Annotated in this window: 19 protein-coding genes and 1 pseudogene; 6 read left to right on the top strand and 14 right to left on the bottom strand. The window is 70.6% G+C overall.

All coding sequences use genetic code 11. The annotated features are described in order from the left end of the window. Positions 1-315: 315 nt before the first annotated feature. The 9 genes from WMF14_RS35505 to WMF14_RS35465 all read right to left on the bottom strand — a co-directional run bounded on the left by WMF14_RS35505 (position 316) and on the right by WMF14_RS35465 (position 10,063). A complete protein-coding gene (locus WMF14_RS35505) occupies positions 316-1,089 on the bottom strand; it encodes a succinate dehydrogenase/fumarate reductase iron-sulfur subunit (RefSeq protein ID WP_437324409.1) in 774 nt (257 codons plus the stop codon). After that, positions 1,089-3,002: a fumarate reductase/succinate dehydrogenase flavoprotein subunit gene (locus WMF14_RS35500; protein ID WP_437793393.1), complete on the bottom strand. Its 1,914-nt coding sequence runs from the start codon at positions 3,000-3,002 to the stop codon at positions 1,089-1,091. Before WMF14_RS35500 ends, WMF14_RS35505 begins: the two co-directional genes overlap by 1 nt. Before the next feature lie 19 nt (positions 3,003-3,021). After that, the gene (locus WMF14_RS35495; RefSeq protein ID WP_437793392.1) at positions 3,022-3,717 is read right to left on the bottom strand and encodes a succinate dehydrogenase cytochrome b subunit; all 696 of its coding nucleotides are present in this window, start codon (positions 3,715-3,717) and stop codon (positions 3,022-3,024) included. Positions 3,718-3,855: 138 nt separating this feature from the next. Continuing rightward, positions 3,856-4,716 (bottom strand): response regulator, encoded by an 861-nt coding sequence (locus WMF14_RS35490; protein ID WP_437793390.1) that lies wholly within the window; start codon positions 4,714-4,716, stop codon positions 3,856-3,858. 318 nt (positions 4,717-5,034) lie between these two features. Further along, positions 5,035-5,943, bottom strand: coding sequence for an urease accessory protein UreG (gene ureG, locus WMF14_RS35485; RefSeq protein ID WP_437793389.1), 909 nt, complete (start codon positions 5,941-5,943; stop codon positions 5,035-5,037). A gap of 9 nt (positions 5,944-5,952) precedes the next feature. Next, positions 5,953-6,615, bottom strand: coding sequence for an urease accessory protein UreF (locus WMF14_RS35480; RefSeq protein WP_437793387.1), 663 nt, complete (start codon positions 6,613-6,615; stop codon positions 5,953-5,955). A gap of 113 nt (positions 6,616-6,728) precedes the next feature. Continuing rightward, positions 6,729-8,444 carry an urease subunit alpha gene (gene ureC, locus WMF14_RS35475; RefSeq protein WP_437793385.1) on the bottom strand — a complete coding sequence of 572 codons (1,716 nt, stop codon included), beginning with the start codon at positions 8,442-8,444 and terminating at the stop codon, positions 6,729-6,731. After that, on the bottom strand, positions 8,441-9,145 hold the full coding sequence (ureA, locus tag WMF14_RS35470; RefSeq protein ID WP_437793383.1) for an urease subunit gamma: 705 nt from the start codon (positions 9,143-9,145) through the stop codon (positions 8,441-8,443). Before ureA ends, ureC begins: the two co-directional genes overlap by 4 nt. Positions 9,146-9,199: 54 nt before the next feature. Further along, positions 9,200-10,063, bottom strand: a complete 864-nt coding sequence (locus WMF14_RS35465; protein ID WP_437793381.1) for an urease accessory protein UreD — start codon at positions 10,061-10,063, stop codon at positions 9,200-9,202. Between the two features lie 532 nt (positions 10,064-10,595). Here WMF14_RS35465 and WMF14_RS35460 point away from each other — a divergent pair. Both WMF14_RS35460 and WMF14_RS35455 read left to right on the top strand, forming a co-directional pair. Next, positions 10,596-11,918, top strand: a complete 1,323-nt coding sequence (locus WMF14_RS35460; RefSeq protein ID WP_437793379.1) for a class I SAM-dependent methyltransferase — start codon at positions 10,596-10,598, stop codon at positions 11,916-11,918. Between the two features lie 102 nt (positions 11,919-12,020). Next, on the top strand, positions 12,021-13,136 hold the full coding sequence (locus WMF14_RS35455) for an aminopeptidase (protein ID WP_437793378.1): 1,116 nt from the start codon (positions 12,021-12,023) through the stop codon (positions 13,134-13,136). 1,428 nt (positions 13,137-14,564) lie between these two features. Here WMF14_RS35455 and WMF14_RS35450 read toward each other — a convergent pair. The 4 genes and pseudogenes from WMF14_RS35450 to WMF14_RS35435 all read right to left on the bottom strand — a co-directional run bounded on the left by WMF14_RS35450 (position 14,565) and on the right by WMF14_RS35435 (position 17,419). Then, a complete protein-coding gene (locus WMF14_RS35450) occupies positions 14,565-15,083 on the bottom strand; it encodes a nuclear transport factor 2 family protein (RefSeq protein WP_437793376.1) in 519 nt (172 codons plus the stop codon). 92 nt (positions 15,084-15,175) lie between these two features. Continuing rightward, a complete protein-coding gene (locus WMF14_RS35445) occupies positions 15,176-15,679 on the bottom strand; it encodes an AIR synthase-related protein (protein ID WP_437793374.1) in 504 nt (167 codons plus the stop codon). Then, a pseudogene (locus tag WMF14_RS35440) lies at positions 15,631-16,122 on the bottom strand (AIR synthase-related protein); the annotation flags it as partial. The gene WMF14_RS35445 and the pseudogene WMF14_RS35440, both read right to left, overlap by 49 nt. Positions 16,123-16,144: 22 nt before the next feature. After that, positions 16,145-17,419 carry a SpoIIE family protein phosphatase gene (locus WMF14_RS35435; RefSeq protein ID WP_272095490.1) on the bottom strand — a complete coding sequence of 425 codons (1,275 nt, stop codon included), beginning with the start codon at positions 17,417-17,419 and terminating at the stop codon, positions 16,145-16,147. Between the two features lie 397 nt (positions 17,420-17,816). Here WMF14_RS35435 and WMF14_RS35430 point away from each other — a divergent pair, with 397 nt between their 5' ends. From WMF14_RS35430 to prs, 3 genes are read left to right on the top strand one after another with little or no spacing between them, the layout of a single operon-like run. After that, positions 17,817-18,848, top strand: coding sequence for a LolA family protein (locus WMF14_RS35430; protein WP_437793372.1), 1,032 nt, complete (start codon positions 17,817-17,819; stop codon positions 18,846-18,848). After that, positions 18,848-20,800 carry a class I SAM-dependent methyltransferase gene (locus WMF14_RS35425; RefSeq protein WP_437793371.1) on the top strand — a complete coding sequence of 651 codons (1,953 nt, stop codon included), beginning with the start codon at positions 18,848-18,850 and terminating at the stop codon, positions 20,798-20,800. Before WMF14_RS35430 ends, WMF14_RS35425 begins: the two co-directional genes overlap by 1 nt. Beyond that, positions 20,797-21,720 carry a ribose-phosphate diphosphokinase gene (prs, locus tag WMF14_RS35420; protein WP_437793370.1) on the top strand — a complete coding sequence of 308 codons (924 nt, stop codon included), beginning with the start codon at positions 20,797-20,799 and terminating at the stop codon, positions 21,718-21,720. The genes WMF14_RS35425 and prs overlap by 4 nt, the downstream gene beginning before the upstream one ends. 62 nt (positions 21,721-21,782) lie before the next feature. On the opposite strand, the gene WMF14_RS35415 is transcribed toward prs, so the two are convergent. After that, positions 21,783-23,126 (bottom strand): DUF1552 domain-containing protein, encoded by a 1,344-nt coding sequence (locus WMF14_RS35415; RefSeq protein ID WP_437804352.1) that lies wholly within the window; start codon positions 23,124-23,126, stop codon positions 21,783-21,785. Positions 23,127-23,550: 424 nt separating this feature from the next. Between WMF14_RS35415 and WMF14_RS35410 the strand changes: the two genes are divergently transcribed. After that, complete coding sequence (locus tag WMF14_RS35410; RefSeq protein ID WP_272095485.1) at positions 23,551-23,769, top strand: hypothetical protein; 219 nt, start codon at positions 23,551-23,553, stop codon at positions 23,767-23,769. The last annotated feature ends 172 nt before the right edge of the window (positions 23,770-23,941 follow it).

Raw genomic sequence — 23,941 nt, 5'->3', positions numbered from 1 at the left:
TGTCATGCCGCGGGGCCGTGCTCGGGTGAGCCTCGTGCCGAGGCGCTGCAGCCTGCGCCTGCAGGCACCGGGGGCCGGCCGTACGGGCGGTGATGGGCCGAAGGGCCGGCCTGACCCCGTGGGCCACGGGCGCACCTTCGGCGCAGCGCGTCCGGGCGGCGAGCCGGTGTCAATCAGGGGCGCACCCGCCTTGACGACGGGGTGGCGGCGACGGAGCGCCGCCGTTCATGGCGTGCGGGAGGAGGGAGTTCGCCGTCGACGAGAGGGGAGGGAGGGGAGGCGCCGCCGGCCTCGAGCGGCCGGCGGTGCGGCGCCTCAGCCGGTGCCGCCCTTGGCCTGCACGTCGCGGTGGACCAGCGTCGCGCGCAGGTAGTCGCGGTTCATCTTCGCGATCATGTCGAGGGGGATCTCCTTCGGGCAGACCGCCTCGCACTCGCCGACGTTCGTGCAGTGGCCGAAGCCCTCGACGCGCATCTGGGCGACCATGTTGAGGCTCCGCTGATCGCGCTCCGGCTCGCCCTGCGGCAGGAGGTTCAGGTGGGTGAGCTTCGCCGCGGTGAAGAGCGAGGCGGACGCGTTCGGACAAGATGCGACACAGGCGCCGCAGCCGATGCACGCCGCCGCGTCCATGGCGCGCTCGGCGACCACCTTCGGCACCGGGATCGCGTTCGCGTCCGGCGCGCTGCCCGTCGACACCGAGACGAAGCCGCCCGCCGCGATGATCCGGTCGAACGCGCTGCGGTCCACCGCGAGGTCGCTTACCACCGGGAACGCCTGGGCCCGCCACGGCTCGAGCCACAACACGTCGCCGTCCTTGTAGTGACGCATGTGCAGCTGACACACGGTCGTCCCACGGAGGGGGCCGTGCGCCTGGCCGTTGATCATGAAGCCGCACATGCCGCAGATGCCCTCGCGACAGTCGTGATCGAACGCGATTGGCTCCTCACCCTTGAGGATGAGCCGCTGATTGAGCACGTCGAGCATCTCGAGGAAGGACATGTGCTCGCTGACGTCGGGCACCTCGTACGTGACGAACCGGCCCGCTTCGTACTTGCCCTTCTGCCGCCAGACATGGAGGGTGAGGCGCATTATTTGTAACTCCGCTGCGTGGGGTGAACCTCGTTGAACTGGAGCGGCTCCTTGTGGAGCTCCTGGGCCTGACCTTCGCCGCGCCATGCCCAGGCGGCGACATAGGAGAAGCGCTCGTCGTCGCGCTTCGCCTCGCCCTCGGGCGTCTGGTGCTCCTCGCGGAAGTGCCCGCCGCACGACTCCTCCCTGTCGAGCGCGTCACGACACATGAGCTCCGCCAGCTCGAAGAAGTCGGCGACGCGCGCCGCCTTCTCGAGCTCCTGGTTCAGGCCGGTGCCTGTCCCCGAGACGCGGACGTCGCGGTGGAACTGCTCGCGGAGCTCCGGGATCCGCGTGAGCGCGCCCTTGAGCCCGGCCGCGTTGCGGGCCATCCCGCACTGCTCCCACATGATCTTGCCGAGCTCGCGATGGAACGAGTCGGCCGTTCGCGAGCCGTTCGCGCCGAGCAGCTTGTTCAGCCGCGCGCTCGCGTCGCGCTCGGCGTCCCTCACGGCGGGGTGGAGGTCGTCGACCCGCTCGAGCTTCGTCGACGCGAGGTAATCGCCGATGGTATAGGGGATGATGAAGTACCCGTCCGCCAGGCCCTGCATCAGCGCGCTCGCCCCGAGCCGGTTCGCGCCGTGGTCGGAGAAGTTCGCCTCGCCGAGCACGTACAGGCCGGGGATCGTGCTCATCAGGTTGTAGTCGACCCAGAGCCCGCCCATCGTGTAATGGATGGCCGGATAGATGCGCATCGGGACGCTGTACGGGTCGTCGCCGGTGATGCGCTCGTACATGTCGAAGAGGTTGCCATAGCGCTCGGCGATGGCCGGCTTGCCGAGGCGCCGGATGGCGTCCGAGAAGTCGAGGTACACGCCGAGCCGCGTCGGCCCCACGCCGCGGCCCTCGTCGCAGACCGCCTTCGCCGCGCGCGACGCGACGTCGCGCGGCACGAGGTTGCCGAAGCTCGGATAGCGGCGCTCGAGGTAATAGTCGCGCTCGCCGTCGGGGATGAGCTCCGGCGGGCGCGTGTCGCCCGCGTTCGTGGGCACCCAGATGCGGCCGTCGTTGCGGAGCGACTCGCTCATGAGCGTCAGCTTCGACTGGTAGTCGCCCGAGACCGGGATGCACGTCGGGTGGATCTGCGTGAAGCAGGGGTTACCGAAGAGCGCGCCGCGCTTGTGCGCCCGCCAGATGGCCGTGGTGTTCGACCCCTTCGCGTTCGTCGAGAGGAAGAAGACGTTGCCGTAGCCGCCCGACGCGAGGACGACCGCGTCGCCGAGGTGCGTCTCGAGCGCGCCGGTGATCAGGTTGCGGGTGATGAGCCCGCGCGCCTTGCCGTCGATGACGATGAGGTCGAGCATCTCGGTGCGCGGGTACATCTTCACCTTGCCGAGGCCGATCTGCCGCTCGAGGGCCTGGTAGGCGCCGAGGAGGAGCTGCTGCCCCGTCTGGCCGCGCGCGTAGAACGTGCGCGACACCTGCGCCCCGCCGAACGAGCGGTTCGCGAGCACGCCGCCGTACTCGCGCGCGAACGGCACGCCCTGCGCGGCGCACTGGTCGATGATGTTCACGCTGATCTGCGCGAGCCGGTACACGTTGGCCTCGCGCGCGCGGTAGTCGCCGCCCTTCACGGTGTCGTAGAAGAGGCGGTAGATGCTGTCGCCGTCGTTCTGGTAGTTCTTCGCGGCGTTGATGCCGCCCTGCGCGGCGATGCTGTGGGCGCGGCGCGGAGAGTCCTGGAAACAGAAGCTCTTCACGTTGTAGCCGAGCTCGGCCAGCGTCGCGCTCGCCGCGCCCCCGGCGAGGCCGGTGCCGACGACGAGGACGGTGTACTTCCGCTTGTTCGCCGGGTTGACGAGCTTCAGGTTGAAGCGGTGCTGGTCCCACTTCTTCTCGATGGGACCTTCGGGGATCTTCGCATTCAGCTGCATGATGACGGACGCTCCGGGCTCAGCGGACGATGCCGAACAGGACGGCCAGCGGGATGGACGAGAAGCCGGCGAAGAGCAGGATCGACGACGCGGCGGCGAACTTCTTGAGCCCCGGCGAATAGCGCGGGTGGTTGAAGCCCACCGACTGGAACATGCTCCACGCGCCGTGGTAGAGGTGCAGGGCGAGCAGCCCCATCGCCACGACGTAGGCAATCGCCGCGGGGCCCGGGCTGAAGGCCTTCACGACGTTGTCGTAGGCGTCGAGCGCCACGAAGTCGGGGTGCACGGTGCCCGTCGTCAGGTGGAGCAGGTGATAGATGATGAAGGCGCCGAGGACGCCGCCGCTCAGCAGCATCGTGCGCGCGGCGACGTTCGGGCGCCGCTGCCCCTTCACCTGGTAGGGGACCGGCCGGGCAGCGCGGCTGTGCTGCGCGAGCGTCACGCCCGTGTAGACGTGGACGATGAGGGAGGCGAGGAGGACGAGCCGCGTCCCCCACAGCAGGGAGGGCGTCCCGTGGAGGAAGGCGGCATAGTCGTTGAACTTCTGCCGGCCGAGGAAGACCTGGAGGTTGCCGGCCAGGTGGCCGATCACGAAGCCGAAGAAGATGACGCCGCTCAGCGCCATCGCGATCTTCTTCCCGACGAGATCCCGGTAGAAGGTCGCGGCGCGCTGGGCCCTGGCGGGGAGAGTCGATGGTGCAGCGGTGGAGCTCATCGCTCCCCTCCTTTAGTGGGGTGCGAACGCGTTCGCCAGAGGGAATCTTGAGCTCGATTGCCGAAGAATTTGCGGGCGCCAGCCGCAGATCTCGGCCCGGGTGAGCGCGCCGCGCGCGTGTCCACGCCGCGCGCGGCGTCAGGCGGCGCAGGGGCCGACCGAGCGCCGTACCTTGTGGCCGTAAAAGGCGAGCGCGAGCTCAATTGCGAAGATGCCGATGGCCTGCTCCTCCTGGCTGGTGAACGCCGGCAGGCGCTCGTCGCGGAGCACCACGAGACCGCCAAACGAGCTCTCGCCAAGGCGGAGCGGCGCGACGATGGCGGCGCCGAAGCGATCGCCCTCTGCGGTACAGAGCAGATCGGGCGCGTCGTCGGCGGACAGGCGGACGGGCGAGAGCGCGCCCTCGATGCGCCCGGCGAGCCGAGCGATGAACGCCGCGGGCACCTCGGCGCCGGAGGCCGCCTGGTACAGCGCGGCCCCTTGATCGAGCGCGAGGGAGAGCGCCGCGCAGGTCGTATAGACGACCTTCGCAGCGAGATCCACGGCGCGCTCGGGGAAGTCGTCCCGCGAGAGGGACGCGACGAGGGCGGCGCTCGCCTGGTGGACGGCCGCCACGGCGTCGAGGTGGGTGCGCAGCATCGCCGCCTCGAGCAGCCGCTTCAGGTCCTCGATGTCGTAGGGCTTCTCCAGCATGTCGTACGCGCCGCGCTCGATGCACTCCACCGCGTCTTTCGCGCTCGAGCACGGGGCGCCGACGATGATCTCGAGGTCCGGGCCGAGCGCCTTGAGCGCGGCGATGGTCCCGGTGCCCTCCGTGCCGAGCGCCCCCACATCGGCGACCACGAGGTCGAAGCGGCGCGCCTTGACGAGCTCGATCGCGGCGAGCCCGCTCTCGGCGCAGGTGACGTCGAAGCCGCCCTGGTTGAGCTCGAGCGCGAGCCTGTCGAGGACCCTCGTCTCGGCGTCTACCACCAGCACATGGGGTCGGGCCTGGCTCACTGATGCCTCCTCCTCTGGTCTACAAGGGGTGCGCCGCGCCGCCTCGCCATCCGGCGCTGCCGTGATCGCGTGGCGACCGCGGCGGTCGTGGTGGAAGTCGCTCCGCCCGGCGGAGCCCTCCCCGCCCTCTACCACCCGTCCGAAGTCCGCCTACCGTCCAATAGAACCGGTATTCCAGCGAAACGGAAGTCGAAGCGGCGTTGCCGCTGTCCTCCTTTGACAGGGGACAGCGCCGCGCGCCCGGCGCAGATGTGCTCCGGTATGCCGACTCCTGTGGAGCGTGAGCGCTTCTCGCAGCGGGAGGCGCGCGATAGAGGCCTATTTCGCGGGAGGCGCCGTGGTGGTTGCGCGGCGCATGGCGGAGAGGATGTGGTCAATGATCTCGGGGACTCCTTGGCTCCGGTTGCACTGCGCGAACAGGAACGGCCCGTCTCCCCGCATCCTCCGGGCGTCCCGCTCCATGACACCGAGGTCGGCGCCGACGTGCGGAGCGAGATCGGTCTTGTTGATGACGAGCAGGTCCGACTGCGTGATCCCCGGTCCGCCCTTGCGCGGCACCTTGTCGCCGCCGGCGACGTCGATCACATAGATCGTGTAGTCGACGAGCTCCCGGCTGTACTGGGCGGCGAGGTTGTCTCCGCCGCTCTCGACGATGAGGAGCGCGGGCGCGACGTGATCCATGAGGTCGTCGAGCGCGACGAGGTTGTGGCTGATGTCCTCGCGGATCGCCGCGTGCGGGCAGCCCCCGGTCTCCACCGCGCGGATGCGCTCCGGCGGCAGCGCCTTGTTGCGGTGCAGGAACTCGGCGTCCTCCTGGGTGAAGATGTCGTTCGTGACGACGCCGAGCGGCATCCTGTCGCGAAGCGCGCGGCAGAGCGCGAGCACGAGCGCCGTCTTGCCGCTGCCGACGGGCCCTCCGATCCCGACCGTGAACGCCCGCGCCGAGAAATCGCGGTCCTTCGGCACATCCCGCTCGCTGAAGAGCCCCGGATGCGCCCAGTGCTCGTGCGTGTGCCCGTGCTCGTGCGCATGCCCGTGACCACCCTCGTGAACGTGGTCGTGGTCGTGGCCGTGAACGTGGTCGTGGTCGTGGCCGTGAACGTGGTCGTGGTCGTGAACGTGGTCGTGGTCGTGAACGTGGTCGTGGTCGTGAACGTGGTCGTGGTCGTGGCCATGAACGTGGCCGTGGCCGTTGTGCCCATGCCCGTGATCGCCAGGGTCGTGCATGCTGTCACCTCACGATTGAAAGAGACGCGAGTAGAGCCGATCCTGCGTGGCCCCGAAGAGATCGAGGAGCGGCGCCGGCTGCGCGAGCTCGTCGATACCGTGATCTCCGCACTCATGGATCACCGCGTCGAGGATCGGCGCGCTCTCGAGTTGCAGTCGCTGTGCCTCCAGGGGCCCGACGAGCCCGAGGCGCACCGCCGCCGAGACGACGCCGCGGAGCGAGGCGTGCAGGTAGACGGCCTGCGCGTCCTGGCGCGGGACGCCGAGCGCCGCGAGGGTCGCGCCGAACGCCGGCGCGTGGTGGCCCAGCGCCTCCCGCGCCCGCACGGCGGCGTCGAGGCGACGGATCTCGGCGGAGGGGAAGACGCGCGCGCTCGTCGCGAGGAACGCGCGGCCCTGCGTCCGGCTCGCCCGGTTCGCGACGTGGTTCACGAGGAAGGCGTCGCACGCGTCGTCGACGGTCGCGATGTCGAGCGGGCGCTCGTGCGCAGCTCGCACGAGCGGCAGCGCGCCGAGGCCCACCTGCCAGAGAGCGTTCGCGATGAACGACGAGAGCGCGCTGCCGGGCCCGACCTCGCCGAGCTGCACCGCCGCCTCCAGGCCCGCGGAGTGCGCGAACCCTCCGACCGGGAACGCGGAGTCGGAGAGCTGGAGGAGGAGCCACCTGTTCATGCGCGCGGATGGAAGCGGACGGAAGCGGACGGAAGCAGACGGAGACAGACGGCAGCAGACGGAGAGAAGGGTGAACCCGCAGGCGAGGAGCGGCCGAGGACGAGCTCCCCGCCTCAGAAGAGGCTGTACCTCTGGGCGAGGGGCAGGATCTTCGCGGGGTCGCAGCGGAGGAGCTCGCCGCCGGCCCTCACCTCGTACGTCTCGGGATCGACCGTGATCGGCAGGAGCGTGCTGTTGAGCCGCATGTCGGCCTTGCCGATCTTGCGGCACCGGCGGACCGCCGAGAGGCGCTTCTTCAGGTCGAGCCGGCGGATGCTCCCCTCGTCCATGGCGCGGCTCGACACGAACGCGATGCTCGTCTCGCCGACCGCCGTGCCGAGCGAACCGAACATCGGGCGCATGTAGTACGGCTGAGGCGTCGGGATCGACGCGTTCGGATCGCCCATCTGCGCCCAGGCGATGAGGCCGCCCTTGATCACGAGCTCCGGGCGCACGCCGAACATCTGGGGCCGCCACAGCACGAGATCCGCGAGCTTGCCCGGCTCGACCGACCCGATCTCGTGGGACATGCCGTGCGCGATGGCCGGGTTGATCGTGTACTTGGCCACGTAACGGCGGATCCGGAAGTTGTCGTTGTCGCCCTGCTCCTCGGGCAGCCGGCCGCGCTGATCCCGCATCTTGTGCGCGGTCTGCCACGTCCTCGTGATCACCTCGCCGACGCGGCCCATCGCCTGGCTGTCGCTCGAGATGATGCTGATCGCGCCGAGGTCGTGGAGGATGTCCTCCGCCGCGATGGTCTCGCCGCGGATGCGGCTCTCGGCGAACGCCACGTCCTCCGGGATGTTCCGATCGAGGTGGTGGCAGACCATGAGCATGTCGAGGTGCTCGTCGAGCGTGTTGACGGTGTACGGGCGCGTCGGGTTCGTCGAGCTCGGGATCACGTTCGGCTCGGCGCAGATGCGCAGGATGTCGGGCGCGTGCCCGCCGCCCGCGCCCTCGGAGTGGTAGGAGTGGATCGTCCTGCCCTTGAACGCCGCGATGGAGTCGTCGACGTAGCCCGACTCGTTCAGCGTGTCGGTGTGGAGCGTGACCTGGATGTCCTCGTGCTCGGCGAAGCTGAGGCAGCAGTCGATGGCGGGCGGGGTCGTGCCCCAGTCCTCGTGCAGCTTCAGCCCGACGGCGCCGGCGCGCACCTGCTCGAGCAGCCCCTCGGGCGACGAGGTGTTGCCCTTGCCCGTGAGGCCGATGTTGAGCGGCAGGACGTCCGTCGCCTGCAGCATCAGCGAGATGTGGCGGGCGCCCGGGGTGCACGTGGTCGCGTTCGTGCCCGTCGCCGGGCCCGTGCCGCCGCCGACGAACGTGGTGACGCCCGCCGCGAGCGCCTCGTACCCCTGCTGCGGGCAGATGAAATGGATGTGCGCGTCGACGCCCCCCGCCGTGACGATGTGGCCCTCGCCGGCGATGACCTCCGTCGTCACGCCGACGATCATGCCCGGCGTGACGCCGACCATCACCTTCGGGTTGCCGGCCTTGCCGATCGCCGCGATGCGGCCGCGCTTGATGCCGATGTCGGCCTTGTAGACGCCGGTCCAGTCGACGATGAGCGCGTTCGTGATGACGCAGTCGAGCGCCTCGTCGTTCGAGGCGCCGGGCATCTGCCCCATGCGATCGCGCAGCACCTTGCCGCCGCCGAACTTGCACTCGTCGCCGTAGGACGTGTGATCCCGCTCGACCTCGGCGATGAGGCCGGTGTCGCCGAGCCGCACCCGGTCCCCGACCGTCGGCCCGTAGATATCGACATAGTGCCGCCGCTGCATCTTGTGGCTCATGCCTGCTGCTCCTCCGGCGCGGCGTGCGCCGCCCCGCCGTGCGGGCCGACCTGCACCAGCGTGATCGTCTTCTCGTCGCCCGGCTCGAAGCGGACCGCGGTGCCCGCGGGGATGTCGAGCCGCATCCCCGCCGCCGCCGCGCGGTCGAACTCGAGCGCGCGGTTCGTCTCCGAGAACGGGTAGTGACTGCCCACCTGGATCGGCCTGTCGCCCAGGTTCTTCACGGGGAGGGAGAGCCGCCGCCGGCCGGGCGAGAGCTCGATCTCGCCGGGCTTCACGAGCACCTCGCCGGGCGCCGGCTCGGCAGTCGCCTCGCCCTGGCCTGCCTGCTGGAAGAGCGACAGGTCGGGCACGGGGAGGAAGCTGCCGTAGAGCGCGAGCGCCAGATCGCCGTGCTCGAGCGCGATCGGGTGGTGGACGGTGACGAGCTTCGTCCCGTCGGGGAAGGTCCCCTCCACCTGGACCTCGGCGATCATCTCGGGGACGCCGGCCATCACCTGCGCTCGCCCGAGAAGGCGGCGGCCGACGTCCATGAGCTCGGCGACGCTGCGGCCGTCGCGGATCAGCTCGAGGATCTGCGTCGCGATGAGCGCGACGGCCTCCGGGTAGTTGAGCCTGACCCCGCGCGCGAGGCGCTTCTGGGCGAGGGAGCCCGCGCCGTGCAGCACGAGCTTGTCGAGATCACGAGGCGCAAGGTGCATGTTCGCCCTCTCTCCGGCGCGGTGACGCCGCGGCGTCGCCGGCGCGGCGCGAAGCTACCACTTTCGTGCGAACGGATCATCACCGAGCTCACCCGCGAGGAAGCCGAGCGCGCCGCGGAGGAAGCCGGCGACGCGCTCGACGCTCGTGCCCGCGACGCGCACGACGGCGCCGCCGCCCCGGAGCGGGCTCGCCGACGCGACGAGCTCGGCGCGCCGCTCGGGCGGCGGCCGCGGCGCGAGCAGCGCCTCCGCCGCGCTCGCCGCGCGCGGGCCGAGCGCGACGAGCGTCGCGAGGGCGTCGAAGCGCCCCATGCGCTCGGGCAGCGCGCCGTGCGCCGGGTCGAGCAGCGTCGCGTCGAGCAGCGCGGCCCGCCCGCCGCGGCTCACCCGGATGCGCGACGCGTACCTGTCGAACGCCCAGCGCTCGCCCCGCGCGCTCCGGCCCGAGGACAGCGCGTCGACGAGCACGAGCGACGCGTCGTCGGCGAGCGCGACGTCGATGTCCTGCTCGTACCGCGAGCCCGCGAAGCAGACGACCGGATCGGGGATCGCGACGAGGAGCCCGCCTCCCTGGACGTCGGCCTCGAGGCGCTGGCGGCTGCCGAGCGGCGAGCGGTAGACCTTGGTCGAGGCCTGCGTGCTGAGCAGCGCGGCGGCCCCGCGCCCGACGCGCGCGTGGAGGTGGAGCTCGTCGCCGCCGACGAGGCCGCCGCCGAAGCTCGCGACGAACACCCACGCTGCCTGCCCGTGGTTCTTCGGAGCGAGCAGCCTGAGCGGGCTCCTGGCGAGCGCCTTCTCGAGCACGGTGCGCGCTCCGACGCGCGTGAACACGAGCTCACCGCTGCCGGCCTTCCCTGCGCGCCGCGCGGGCGGCGGCGGGTCTCGCGGGGCGGCGGGAGGATCGCTGGGCGTGTCCACGGGCCGGCGTGCGTACCACGGACCGCGCCCCGGCCGCGAGGGAGCGCAGCGCGTGGCCGGTCGGGAGCGGCGCGAGGGCGTGCTGCGCGCCCGGCCACGACGGAGCGGAGCGCTTCCCGGGTGGGATGGAGCACAGGCGCGCTCCGGGCGCGAGGGGGTGCAGCGCATACAGCGGATGGGTACGTCACGCGACCAGGAACACGACCAGGAAGGTAGGGAGAAATTCGAATCATCTTCCCGATTTCCCTCCTTCGTCTGGAACATGAAACATCCCGGACACGCGAGCATGTTGTCGGGACTCTCCCGAACACCACTACGGTCCTATGAGCGAGCCGGTCACTGCGTTCCTCCTGTCCCTGACGACAGCGCGTGTCCGGGGTGTCCGCCGGCCGCTGTGGGCGTTCGGTGACTCGTTGTGATGGCATTTGCATGGATGACATGTCGCTTGACGGGAAAGCGCAGCTCGGGTCAGCTCGTCGAGCGGCCGGGGGGCCGCGGAGGGGGTCCGATGTTCATCGTCAGGAAGGGCGAAATGCCGCCGTGGTCTCGTCGGTTCAAGGAAGCGGCGTCGCGCCTGCTGGAGCGCCACGGCGGGACCCCGTTCGAGCTGCGCTTCTGGGGCGGCGAGCGGCTGCGCTTCGGCGCGGGCGCGCCCGAGTTCTCCGTGACGTTCAGGACGCGTCGGTCGCTCTGCGAGACGGCGTTCCGGGGCACGCTCGGCCTCGGTGAGGCGTATGTCCGGCACGAGGTCACGTTCGAGGGAGATCTCGAGGACTCGCTCGCCGGCCTGTTCCAGCTCGCTCGGTCCGTGGAGGCGCGCCTGCCGCGCCTCGTGCCCGCGTCGTCGTCGTTCGACCGCGGCCTCTCGGGCGTGCTCGACGCGCTCCGGCTCGGGCTGCTCTCCGGGGCGGCGAAGCGCGAGAGGCTCGCCGTCGAGCGTCACTATGGGCTAGGCAACGACTTTTATCCTCTTTACCTGGACAGGCGCCTCCAGACGTCGTGCGGTTACTTCAGCTCTCCGGGCGAGACGCTCGACGACGCGCAGGCGCACAAGATCTCCCTCGTCGCGCGGAAGCTCGCGCTCCGGCGCGGGCACCGGCTCGTGGATCTCGGCTGCGGGTGGGGGCACCTCATGTTCCACGCCGCGGAGGCGTACGGGGTGCAGTGCCTCGGTATCACCCTTTGCGAGAACCAGGCGAGGTACATCCGCGAGCAGGCGGCGGCGCGGCGGCTCCCGGTCGAGGTCCGCGTGATGAGCTGCGACGAGCTCGAGGACGAGCCGCGGTGGGACCGGCTCGTCTCCCTGGGCTCGATGTGCCATGCCGGCGAGCGACGTATCGAGGTGTTCTATGACAGGGTGAAGGCGCTGCTCGCCCCGGGCGGCGTGTGCGTGCTCGAGAGCGTCACGAGAGAGCAGGAGTCGTCGCGGACTGACCCCTTCCTGCAAAAGCACATCTTCCCGGGGTACTGGCCTCCTTCGCTCGACGGGATGGCGACGCGCGCCTCGACGCGCGGCCTCGACGTGCTCGACGCGGAGAACCTGCGGCGCCACTCCGCGCTCACGGCGCGCTGCTGGCGCCGTAACTTCCTGGAGAACAGGGAGAAGATCGAGCGGGTCACCGGCTTCGACGGCGCCTTCATGAGGACGTGGGAGTTCTATCTCGCGTGCGCGGCCGCCGCGTTCCGCAGCGGGCACCTGGGCGCCATCCAGATGGTGCTGTCGAACGGGGCGCCGCGCGACTACCCGCTCGCACGCGAGCCCCTCTATGCCACGGAGGAGCCCTCTCTACGGGAACGCGCGCCGATCGTCCCGGCCGTGCAGCTCAGTTCGTGGGGGGCGGCGCTGCCGTCCTGATCGGTCGGGCGCGCCCCCGCGCGCCCCACCGGCACGCGCGGGACGCGCGTCCTCTGCGCGGAAGAGCTTGTTAAGCACGCGCGGCCAGCTATCAGCTAGAGGATGAGCGAAAGGCTTGCGGCCAGCGCCCGTCGCGGCGCCGCGCCCTCGTGGTCCGTGTCGCGCCCTCGCTCCGCGGCGCGCATGGCCTGCGCCGCCGCGGGGCTCGTCGCGCTCTGTCTCCTGCTCGCATCGTGTACACAGGCCCGCTACATCGCGCAGGCGGGCGCCGGCCAGCTCTCGATGGCCTGGCGCGCCGAGTCGCTCGAGGACGCCGCCTTCGACGCCCGCAAGCCGTGGCGGACGCGCGCGCTGCTGCGCGAGGTCCCGCACATCAAGCGCTTCGGTGAGCGCCACGGGCTGACCCCGACCGGCAATTACAGGACGTATGTCGAGCTCGATCGCCCAGCCGCGGTCTGGGTGGTGAGCGCGTGTGAGCCGCTCCGGTTCCGCTCGAAGACATGGAGTTTTCCTATCGTGGGTACCGTCCCCTACATGGGGTGGTTCCATCTCCAGGATGCCAAGGCGTTCGCGGCGCCGCTCAAGGCGGCCGGCTGGGACGTCGACGTGCGTCCGGCGGGCGCCTACTCGACGCTCGGCTGGCTCGAGGATCCGGTCCTGTCCACGATGATCTCGGACGGGGACGAGGCGCTCGGCGACCTCGCCAACGTGGTGCTCCACGAGTCGCTGCACGCGACGCTGTACGTGAAGGGGCAGACGAGGTTGAACGAGAGCCTTGCGAGCTTCGTCGGGGACGAGCTCACCAAGCTCTACCTGGACGAGCGGGTGGGCCCCTTCTCCGCGGAGAAGACGGCCTACATGAGGGAGCTGGAGAGGAGCGAGGTGCGGACGCGCGCGCTGCACGCGGCCTACGTCCACCTCAATCGGCTGTATGCGTCCGCGGCGCCCGACGCCGAGAAGCGGGCAGAGAAGGACGCGGTGCTGGCGCGGCTCAAGGCCGACATCGGCGCGCGCCGTCCGATCAACAACGCGTCGCTCGTGCAGTTCCGTGTCTACAACTCGGGGACTCCGGAGCTCCGGGCGCTGCTCGCGACCTGCGGTGGCAGCTGGCCGAGGTTCCTGGGCGCATTGCGGAAGCTCGAGCGCCACAGGTTCTCCGCGCCCCAAGAGAACATCGCCGGGGTGGTCGAGCCGTTGATTCAGGCCGGCTGCAAGTAGCCCTGCGAGCTGCGCTGTGTGCCGCGAGCTCTGCCGGATATGCCGCGAGCTGCGCTGTGTGCCGCGAGCTCTGCCGGATGTGCCGCGAGCTGTGCTGTGTGCCGTGCGCTGCGCCTCATGTGCGGTGAGCTGCGCGCCGCGCTGCGTATCGCGGGCTGCGCTGCGTAGCGCGCTGCGCCTTTGGCGGGGAGCACGTCGTCGAGATACGACGCAAAGCGTCGATCGGAGTCGTCCTGCCCTGTTGCACTTCTACGCTTTCACCGTGCAGCGCAGGGCGTCCCGCCGCTCGAGGATGAACATATTCATGTCCAGGTAAACTCTGCGTTCTGGATCTGAACCCATCCCTGGATCGGACCAGTCCCTGCGGAAATGTATGACCGGCGCTGGCCTCCGGGCTCGCGCGCGCGCATCGGAGGGTGGGTTTCAGCGGCAATTTTGGCTGCTGGGCGCCAGGACCGCGGCGCCTCCGCCGTTGGCCCGCCGGTTGCTTTATGTATCCACCAGATGTCGCCCCTGCTCGTCGTCCTGTTTCATGCGGACTCGAAGGGGATGACCCCTGGCATGACCTTCGCAATACAAGCCTCAGTCTTCGGGGGGACGCCGAGCGAGGAGATCGGCGGCGCAAGCCGAGCGATCGCGACCCCGCCGTCACCCGAATGCCATGGCCCTTGCGGTATCGGGCTCCTTGATTGACTTGTCGCCGGTGCCGGCGGAGAGCTTCGGTTCACGTGACGACAGACGCCTTACGAGGCGATTGAGGAGGGATGGTCGAAGTACGCGCGACCCGCGTCGCCCGTTGCGTTGGCTCATCCTGATCAGCTTGTCAGATTTCGGTTCGAGCTTTTCTTATCTGTTGTGCCGCTCTCGATGTTGACGCTGCTTCACGCTTCGCTTCAGCTTCTCCCCTGCTTCGCTTGAGCTTGCCCGTTCGATTCCGGATTGCGCTTCGTTCTTTGCTTCAGCTTCTTCTTTCGGTTTGACTGGCTTCTTGATTTGTCTTAGCCTCCCGCCCGTCTTCGCTTTGTCTTCGCTCTTTACTTGATTGCGCTTCGTATTGCTTTCCTGACTTGTTTCTTCTGATCGTGGGCCTTCCCAGGACTCCGGTGGATTTCCCTCCACCGGCGCTCCTGTGCGGTCCCGGTGGGTCCGCGAAAGCGGGCCTCAGGCCGGCGGGTTCTTCCCGACCGGCCTTTCTTTTTTGGTGCGCGTGAGCGCTCTCCTGGCGTGCCCTCGACGCCCCAAGGAACTCCCTTGGCTACAGCTTTTTTCAACGGAAAATTGAACAGAGAGGCGAGGCGATAGGGAGTGTTCGAAGATCTCCTCACCGTCTCCCCGTCTCCGTGTGAACTCTCCGAAGAATCTAAGGAGATGCCTTGGCCAGAGGCCGCGAAGTTCGTGGCCGTCGTGTCTCGCGTCTGAGCGCGGTTATCAGCGGCCCTCGTCGCCAGGGGCTTGCCTGGGGTGGACGGTGGCAGAGACGATCTTCCACTCGCCGTCGATCTTCTCGAGCCGTAACGCTACGGGCAGCTCGTCGCGCCGGACCTCTTGCCCATGCCGGGCGCCCGTGACCGTCGCGGTGGCGGTCACCTCCGCCGTCATGCCGCCCGGGTCGATCTGGATCTCCGTGCCTCCCAGGCTCACCTCCGCGGTCTGATAGACGACCGCTGCCTGGGTCGCCGCGTTCGCGAGCTCGTCGCGGCCGCGGAGGCTGTCGCCGATCTCGGCGATGCGGGCGCTCGCCTCCTTCGCGAAGATCTCGGCGAACTCACCGCGAATGCGGCCGTGGCGCACCAGCGGATTCCGCTCGCCCTCGTCGATGCGCACCGCGTCCTCGAGCTGGGTGAGCCGCTCGCGGATCCGCTCTTCCTCGGAGGGCGATAGCAGCAGCGCCGCCGCGCCGAGGACGGCGCCGGCGGCGATGAGCCCGAGCGGGAGCCAGCGCTTCATGCTCCAAGTATAGGCGAAGGCGCCGCGCGGGCGCGCGGAACCGCGGAACCGCGGAACCGCGGAGACGAACGCCCGCTGGCGCTTCCGGTGAGCTATCGCCCTACGATCGGCTCGAGGCACCGATCACGCGCCTCGCGCAGGGCGCGGACCTCGACGTCGATCCCTTCGCCGCCGCCCGCGTCAATGGTGAGCCGGTCGCCGCCGGTCGTGCCGAGCTCGGTGCAGGGCACGCCCGCCGCCTTGGCCTGCCGCGCGACCTCGGCCGCGTCCTCGGGCCGGACGCTCACGATGATCCGGCTCGGCGCCTCGCCGAACAGCGCCTCGGCGAGCGGCTCGCGCGCGACGCCGTCCGGCGCGTCCGGCAGCCGCACCCGCGCGCCCACCAGCGCCGCGGGATCGTCGGCGGCGGCGCAGCACTCGCCGAGGGCGATCGCCAGCCCGCCCTCCGAGACGTCGTGCGCGTTCCGGAGGAGCTGCGGCCGCGAGCGCGCGAGCGCGAGGCAGAGCCCCTGGAGCTGCGCCTCGCGGTCGAGATCGAGCGCGGGGGGCGGCCGGTGTCGGTCACCTTGCCGATGATCGCCGCGTCGAGCTCCCACTTCGTGCAGATCTCGATGACGCGCGCCTCGCACCCGGGCTTCGCGACGAGCAGCATGCGCTCCTGCGACTCGCTCAGCAGCATCTCGTACGGCGTGAGCCGGGCCGCGCGCCGCGGCACGAGGTCGAGGTTGAGGTCGAGGCCGCTGCCGCTCCGGCCCGCCATCTCGACCGACGACGAGGTGAGCCCCGCGGCGTCCATGTCCTGGATGCCGACGAGCAGGTCCTCCGCGAAGATCTCGAGGCACGCCTCGAGCAGGAGCTTCTCCATGAAGGGATCGCCGACCTGCACCGTGGGGCGCTGGCTCGGGCCGCCCTCGGAGAACTCGTCGGAGGCCGTGGTCGCGCCGTGGATGCCGTCGCGCCCGGTCTTGGCGCCGACGTAGAGCACGTTGTTGCCGACGCCGCTCGCGCGCCCGTAGAAGATGCGGTCGGCGCGGACGACGCGGCCAGACCCGAGCCGAGCTCTAGGCGTCCCGCTTGACGAGCAGGGCGGTGAGGTCGTCGATCTGCTTGGCCGAGCCGGCGAAGCGGCGCACCTCGGCGAGGAGCGCGCCGAGAATGTCGGACGTGGGGCGCGCGTGCAGGCGATGGATGAGGTCGCCGACGCGCTCCTTGCCGAACACCTGCCCGGCGGCGTCCTGGTACTCGTAGAAGCCGTCGGTCAGCAGCACGAGGAGATCGCCCGGCGCCATCACGAGGGGCGGCGTCGGGGGCAGGTCGAGATCCTTGAACATGCCGAGCGGGACGGTCGATGGATCGCGCCACACGACCTGGCCCTCGGCCGCCCGGTAGTGGAGCAGCGGGCCCTGCCCGGCCGCGTGGAAGCGGAGCTGGTGCGTCGTCGGGTCGAGGATCCCGAGGAACGCCGTGATGAAGCGGTCGTTCGGCAGGTCCTCGAGGAGCTGCTGGTTCACGTGGTGCATGAGCGCGTCCATGTCGGCCGAGAGGCGCAGGCCGATGCGGAGCATCGCGCGGAACTGGGTCACGCTGAGGGCGGGGCCGATGCCGTGGCCGGCCGCGTCGGCGAGCAGCAGGAGAATCGGCGACATGTCCGCGCGCTCCTCGAGCCGGATGACATCGTAGATGTCGCCGCCGGTGTCGTCCGCCGGCTTGCTGAACGCCGACAGCGAGTATCCGGGGCAGCGCGGCAGCCGCCGCAGGAGGATGTTCTGCTGGATGTCGCGCGCGATGGTGAGGTCGTGCTCGAGCTTCAGCTTGATCATGCGCTCCTCGAGCAGGAGCGTGCGCTGCACGGCGACGGCCGCCTGCGCCGCGAGCAGCTCGGCGACGTCGCGCTCGTCGGGGCCGAAGTGGTCCGCCTTCGAATTCAGCATCTGGAGCACGCCGACGAGCTTGTCGTCGAGCCCGATGAGCGGCACCGTGATGAGGGATTTCGTGTGATACCCCGTCCGGCGGTCGATCTCCTGATTGAACCGCGGGTCGGAATAGCAGTCGTCGACGAGGATGGTCTGGCGCTTGCGCGCGCACTCCCCGGCGATGCCCTTGTCGATGCTGACGCGGATCTGGGCCTCGCCCGTGGCGACACGGGAGTAAAGCTCCTTGGCCTCCTCGTCGTAGAGGAAGACGCTCCCGCGGTCGGCGCCTATCACCTCCCGCCCCGTCTTGATGATGAGCTCGAGCAGCTCGGTGAGATCGCACGGCGCCGCGAGCTTGCGCGAGACGTCCAGGATCAGGATGAGCGACGACGCATCGATCAGGGAGGGAGTGCCGGCGCGCATGCGGCCGGAGAGTTTGGGCTACGTGGAAATAGGGGTCAAGACATGGTCTCGCCCCGGGGGCTCATGGCGACCTCGTCGCCAGCGCGTGTCCACGCCGCCGTTCCGCCGTTCCGGCAGGGTTCCGCCGCTCCGCGCTGGCCGTCGCGCCCGTCGTTTTCGTTCCGCCGCCCTGGGGCTCTCCGGCGTCCCTCGGCGCGCTGCGGCGAGCGTCGGCGTCCCTGCCCTCGGCGTGGCCCATTTTTCGAGCGACGACGGCCGCGAGCCGCCCCCCGCGACGATGCGAGAGCGCGGTCGATGCGGTCGGCCCGGGGCCCGGGGCGGTGGAGGTCGGCGCTACCACCTCGGCCCTACCTGTCCTAGAACACGCGACGCACTCTCCTTGAAAGCGAGCTCTTCGATGAACCGCCTCCGCCTCGTCGCCCTCGTCCCGGCCGCTGCCCTGGTCGTGGCGGCCTGCGACGCGCCGCCCGCTCCCGTCGGCGCGGCGCCCGACGCCTCGCCCTCCGCCGCCGCGCCGGCCCTGCCGCAGTCGGCCGACGCGCCGCCGCAGCCGGCCGACGCGCCGCCTCAGGCGAGCGCCCCCACGGCGGCTGACGGCGCGGGCGCTCCGGCGACGACGGACGGCCGTGCGTCGGCCGACGCGGGCGCGCCGGCGGAGGACGCGGGCCGGAAGCGCGAGGACGCGGGCGCCGCGACGGCGGGGCGCGATGCGGGGCCGCTCGCCGGCGACGCGGCAGCGCGTGACGCGGGCGGCGGGCGCGCCGAGGCGACGGCGGCGACCTCCGCGCCCGCGCCCGGCACGGCGGCGCCGCCCTCGGTGCCGCCCGCCGCGGCGGGATCCGCGGACGCCGTGGCGGCCGAGGTCGACGCGATCTTCGTGGGCAAGAAGACGTACTCTGCCCGCTTCAAGCAGGAGCACACGCAGAAGGTCTCGGGGGCCGTCAAGAAGCAGAGCGGCACGCTGTCGGTCCAGAAGCCGGACAGGATCGCGTTTCGCTACGATCCGCCGAACCAGAACCGCATCGTGTCCGACGGCGTGTCGCTCAAGATCTACGTCGCCGAGGACCGGCAGATGTTCGTCACGCCGGTGCAGAACTCGGAGTATCCGGGCGCCCTCTCGTTCCTCATGGGCCACGGGCTCCGGCCGTCGTTCACGTTCACCTTCAATGAGAAGGCGCAGTTCGAGGGCGGCCCCGTGCTCGTCGGCAAGCCGCGGTCGCCGACTCCCCACTACGAATTCGTGATGTTCTATATCGACAAGGCGCTCCTCGCGAAGAAGGACCCGGGCGTCGTGCGCCGCGTCCTCATCGTCGACGCGCAGGGCAACCGGAACCGGTTCGACTTCGAGAACGCGTCGCAGCCCGCGTCGATCGATCCGGCGGAGTTCCAGTTCACGGCGCCGCCCGGCACCGACGTCAAGCAGAACTGATGACCCCGCGCCTCTCGCTCTCGGAGCTCTTTCCCGACATCCATCCGGAGTGGATCCTCGCCGAGGACGACGATCTCATCGTGGTCGACAAGCCGGCTGATCTGTCGACGCACGCGCCGGAGGCGGAGCGGATCGACGACATGGTGACGCGCCTCCGCGCCTTCCTCCGCGGCCGGGGCGACGCGGAGGCGTACCTCGGGATCCACCAGCGGCTCGATCGCGACACGTCGGGCGTCCTCCTGTTCACGCGCCGGCGCGAGGCGAACGCGGCCATCGCGCGCCAGTTCGAGGGGCGCACGGTGCAGAAGACGTACGTCGCCGCGGTCTCCGGCTTCGGCGATCGCCCGCCGCGCGGCACCCTCCGGCACCGCCTCGTCCCGGCGCCGGGAGGTGCGATGCGCGCGCTCGCCGAGACCGGCGGGGCGCGGGAGGATCGGGCCGCGAAGCGGGAGGATCGGGCCGCGAGCGGTGTGCTGGCGATCACCCGCTACCGCCTCCTCGAGCGCCGCGGCGACCGCGCCCTGCTCGAGCTCCAGCCCGAGACCGGCCGCACCCATCAGCTCCGGGTGCAGCTCGCGGCGATCGGCCTCCCGATCGTCGGCGATCCGCTCTACGGCGGCCCCGAGGCCCCGCGGCTGCTCCTGCACGCCGCCGAGCTCCGCCTCGATCACCCGGCCACGGGCGCGGCCGCGAGCTTCCGCTCGCAGGTGCCCGCGGCCTTCGAGGCGTGGCTCGCGGCCGCGCCGGCGGACCCGTACGCAGGCGGCGTCGCGGCCGTCGAGCGCGCCATGCGCGAGGCCGCCGAGCGGCGGTACGGGATCGCGCGCGCCGGCGACACAACGGCGCTCCGGCTCGTCCACGGCGCGGGCGACGGCCTCCCCTCCGTCTCCGTCGACCTGTACGGCGAGCACCTCGTCGTGTCGCTGTTCGGCGCGGGCGAGGGCGAGCCGGGCGCGCCGCCGCGGGACCTCGTGCTCGACGCGGCCCACCGGCTCGGGGCGAAGGGCGTCTACCTCAAGGCGCGCCCGAAGCACGCGAGCGTCATCGTCGACGCGCGGCGCGAGGAGTTCGCGCCGCGGCACGCCAGCCGGGGGGAGGACGCCCCGGAGGAGTTCACCGTCCTCGAGCACGGCCTGCCGTTCAAGGTGCGGCTCGGCGACGGGCTCTCCACCGGCATCTTCCTCGATCAGCGCGAGAACCGGCGGCGGGTGCGGGAGCTGGCCCGGGGGGCCCGGGTGCTGAACCTGTTCGCCTACACGGGGGCGTTCACCGTCGCGGCCGTGGCGGGCGGCGCGCGCGAGAGCGTGACGGTCGACGTGTCCCGGGGCGTGGTCGCCTGGGCGCGCGACAACCTCGCCGCGATCGGCGCGGACCCGGCGGCGCACGTCGTGGTCGAGGCCGACGTGTTCCCGTGGCTGAAGGCCGCCGCCCAGTCGGACCGGCGCTTCGACCTTGTCGTGCTCGATCCGCCGAGCTTCGCGACCACGAAGAAGAGCCGCTTCAGCGCGGCGAGCGATTTCGGCGCGCTCGCAGCGCTCGCCTTCCGCGTGCTCGCCCCGGGCGGCAGGCTGCTCGCCTGCACCAACCACCGCGGCATCGCGCGCGCCAGGTTCCGGCGTCATTTGCACGAGGCCGCGCGTGAAGCAGGATGCGACGTCGTGCAGATGAAAGATCTCCCCGATCCCGTCGATTTTCCCAGTGAACCAGGGGCGGAGTCCCACCTGAAGAGCGTCCTCGCCAGCGTGGGCGCGCCGTCCGCGAAGGCAGCGAAGGCTGCGCCGTCCGCGAAGGCAGCGAAGGCTGCGCCGTTCGCGAAGGCAGGAAAGGCCGCGCCGTCCGCGAAGGCAGGGAAGGCTGCGCCGTTCGCGAGGGCGGCGAAGGCCGCTGCTGCCCGGGGCGCGCGCCGAGGGCCCGCCGCTCCGGCCCGGACGACCCGCCGAGGTGCGCGATGAGCCAGCGGCGCCTGCTCATCACGATCAGCTCGTACAGCTACCTCGAGCCTGCCTTCCTCGCCGCGGGCGACTTCGAGCGCGGCCTCGTCGAGCGCAAGAGCTTCCCCGACGGCGAGCGCTACCTGCGCGTCGCGGTCGACTGCTGGGGGCGCGACGTGGTCCTGCTCGGCGGCGCCCCCCGGGACCTCGACTGGCTGGAGATCTACGATCTCGGCTGCGCCATCTCGCGCGCAGGCGCGCGGTCGCTCTCCATCGTGATGCCTTATTTCGGCTACGCGACGATGGAGCGGGCCGTGAAGCCGGGCGAGGTGGTGACCGCGAAGACGCGGGCGCGGCTCATCTCGGCGATCCCCTCGTGCGACGCGGGCACGCGCATCTTCCTCTTCGATCTGCACACCGATGGCATCGAGTTCTACTTCAGCGACTCGCACGTGACGCGCCACCTCTACGGCGCTCCGCTCATCACGCAGGCGGTCCGCGCGCTGATGGGCGATCGCCCGTACGTGCTTGCGGCGACGGACGCCGGTCGGGCCAAGTGGGTGCAGAGCCTCGCCCGCGGCCTCGGCGTCGAGCCGGCGTTCGTGTACAAGGAGCGGAGAGGCGACGGCGTCGGCGTGACCGGCATCAACGCCGATGTCTCGGGCCGCGAGGTCGTCATCTACGATGACATGGTCCGCACCGGCTCATCGCTCGTCCAGGCGGGGCGCGCCTACCTCGCCGCCGGCGCATCCAAGGTCCACGCCGTCGCGAGCCACCTCGTCTTGCCGGGCGACTCGCTCGAGAAGATCAGGAAGGCTTCCGTGTTCACGACGCTGCTCGGGACCGACTCGCACCCTGGCAGCCAGCAGCTCGCCGATGCGCCCGGCGCGCTGCACTCGGTGGCGCCGCTCCTCGTGCGCGCGCTCGAGCGGGAAGTATAGCGCACCTCCGGCGAGAGGCGGTTCAAGGACCGCATCGCCTGGCCAGGCATCGAGGGAAATGCCTACGTGAGGTTCGTGAGCGGCCCGGTGCAGTACTGCTGCGCGCCGAACGTGGTCCGGGGGTCGCCGAACAGGTTCAAGATCGAGACGAGCAGGTTGTTGTGCGGGAGGCTCGGGTACCGGACCCAGCGCCCGGTGCGCAGGCCCCCGCCGCCGCCGGCCAGCAGGAACGGCATGTCCGTCTTTCTGTGGGTCGGCGGATCCGAGATCTCGGAGCCGAAGAAGACGACGCTCTCGTCGAGCAGCGAGTGCCCGCCCATGTCGACCTTCTCCATCTCCTGCAAGAGATAGAGGTGCTGCTCCGAGTACCAGGTGTAAATGAGCTCGCACTCGGCCGGCCTGTAGCCGCCCATTTCCTGGTAGAAATGGTGGTGCTCGGGCAGGTTCAGCCACGGCAACGTGTACTTCGCCTCGGTGTCGCTCCACTGCAGGGTGCCGACCGCGGTGATGTCGCAGGCGAGCGCCATCACCAGCATGTCCGTCATCAGCTTGCCCACCTTGGGGATCGCCGCGTCGGTCGCGCTGTCCACGATGACGCCGGCGTCGTCCGAGTTGAGCCCCGCGCTCGGGTCGTAGTCGGACGTGTCGACCATCATCGGGGCCCGGCAAGCGCTCGTCGTGGCCGGCGTGCTGCCGAGGCTCTGCTCGATCTCGCGGATCTTCGTCAGGTGCTGGTCGATCTTCTGCTTGTCGGCCGCGCCGAGCCGCGCGGAGAGGGCGTCGTAGCGCCGGTCGAGGTAGTCGAGGATCGATCGCTTCCGCGCGAGGCGGAGGGCGGCGTCGTTGCTGGCGCCCGGGTCCAGCGTTCCGAAGAGATCGGTGAAGACCTCCACCGGATCGAGGCGCGGCGGGATGGGGCTATACGGCGCGGTGTCCTCGAAATTGGCGATGTTCATCGGCGCCATCAGGCCGTGGGACTTGCCCGTCGCCCATCGCACCGCGAGCTGGAGGCTCGCCTTCGCCTTCTGACCGGCGGAGATCCGGGAGGCGATCACCTGATCGATGGACGGCCCCCTCGCGTAGCCGGTGGAGGTGACCATCTGAGCCGTGCCCGTGAGCCAGGCGATGATCCCGCTCTGGTGCTGCTCTCCGATCGCGCTCTTCATGTCGAGGCCGTCGAGGACGAACAGCCGGTCCTGCACCGGCGCGAGCGGCGCCAGGATGGGGCCCAGGGTGAAGCTCGTCTCGGTGCCGGTCGGACGCCAGCGGTCGATCACGGTCCCGCCGGGCGTGTAGACGGCGAGGAAGCGCCGGGCGGGGGCGGGCTGCGCGCGCGCCGGGCGCTCGGCTCCCATGATCTCCAGCCACGGGAGCGCGATGGCGATGGCGCCGGCGCCTCGCAGCATGGCTCGTCGGCTCAGGCGGAATCTCGACATACCCCTCGCTCCTTTCACGCAGCCATGCAGAGGAAACCGTCCGTCTGGGTGAGCTCGACGAGGAGCGCAGGTTCGTGACTTGCGGACCCGGACATCGTTCTCGCTCCCTCGCCCCTCGCCCGCGCCGGGCGAGCTGATGTCCCGTGATTCAACAACACTATTTACGAAATGACCAGGGGGATTGTCGCGCGGGGCCCACCACGATGCGGCTCACCACGAGAGCACATGCCGCCGCGCTGGTGCGAGGGGCGTGCGAGGGGCCACGTCGTCGAGCGCGCCGCGCGCAGCGCGCAGCGCGCTGCGCGCGGCGCCGAATTCCCTTGCCGGCACCGATCGGCGCGTGGATGCTCGCCCCGGATGCGCGGCTCGCGCAGAAAGGATGAGCGTCGAGGCCATGGACGAGCTGGTACGACAGGTCGCAGAGAAGGTTGGCATCTCGGAAGACAAGGCCCGGGTGGCCGTGGAGACGGTGGTCAATTTCCTCAAAGAGAAGCTCCCCGCGCCGCTCGCCGCCCACGTCGACACCGCGCTCGGCGCGGCGGCCCCCGCCATCGCCAACCTCGACGTCGGCAGCCTCGCAGGCTCGCTCGGCGGCCTTTTTGGCAAGAAGTAGCGGCATCTCCGCCGAGCGCGCCGCCGGAGCGCTCTCGACCGAAGTCCACCTCTCCTCCTCCTGATCCTGACCTGGACAACGCCGCCTTCGCGCTTCGGGCGCTTCGGGAGGAGACGCGATCATGTCCGGGACGTGCTCGCGCATCGCCGCCTGGTGCGGCGCGAGCACGCGC

Source organism: Sorangium sp. So ce693, assembly GCF_051521375.1.
Classification (GTDB): Bacteria; Myxococcota_A; Polyangia; order Polyangiales; family Polyangiaceae; genus Sorangium; species Sorangium atrum.
This window is presented reverse-complemented; position numbering and strand designations above follow the sequence as displayed.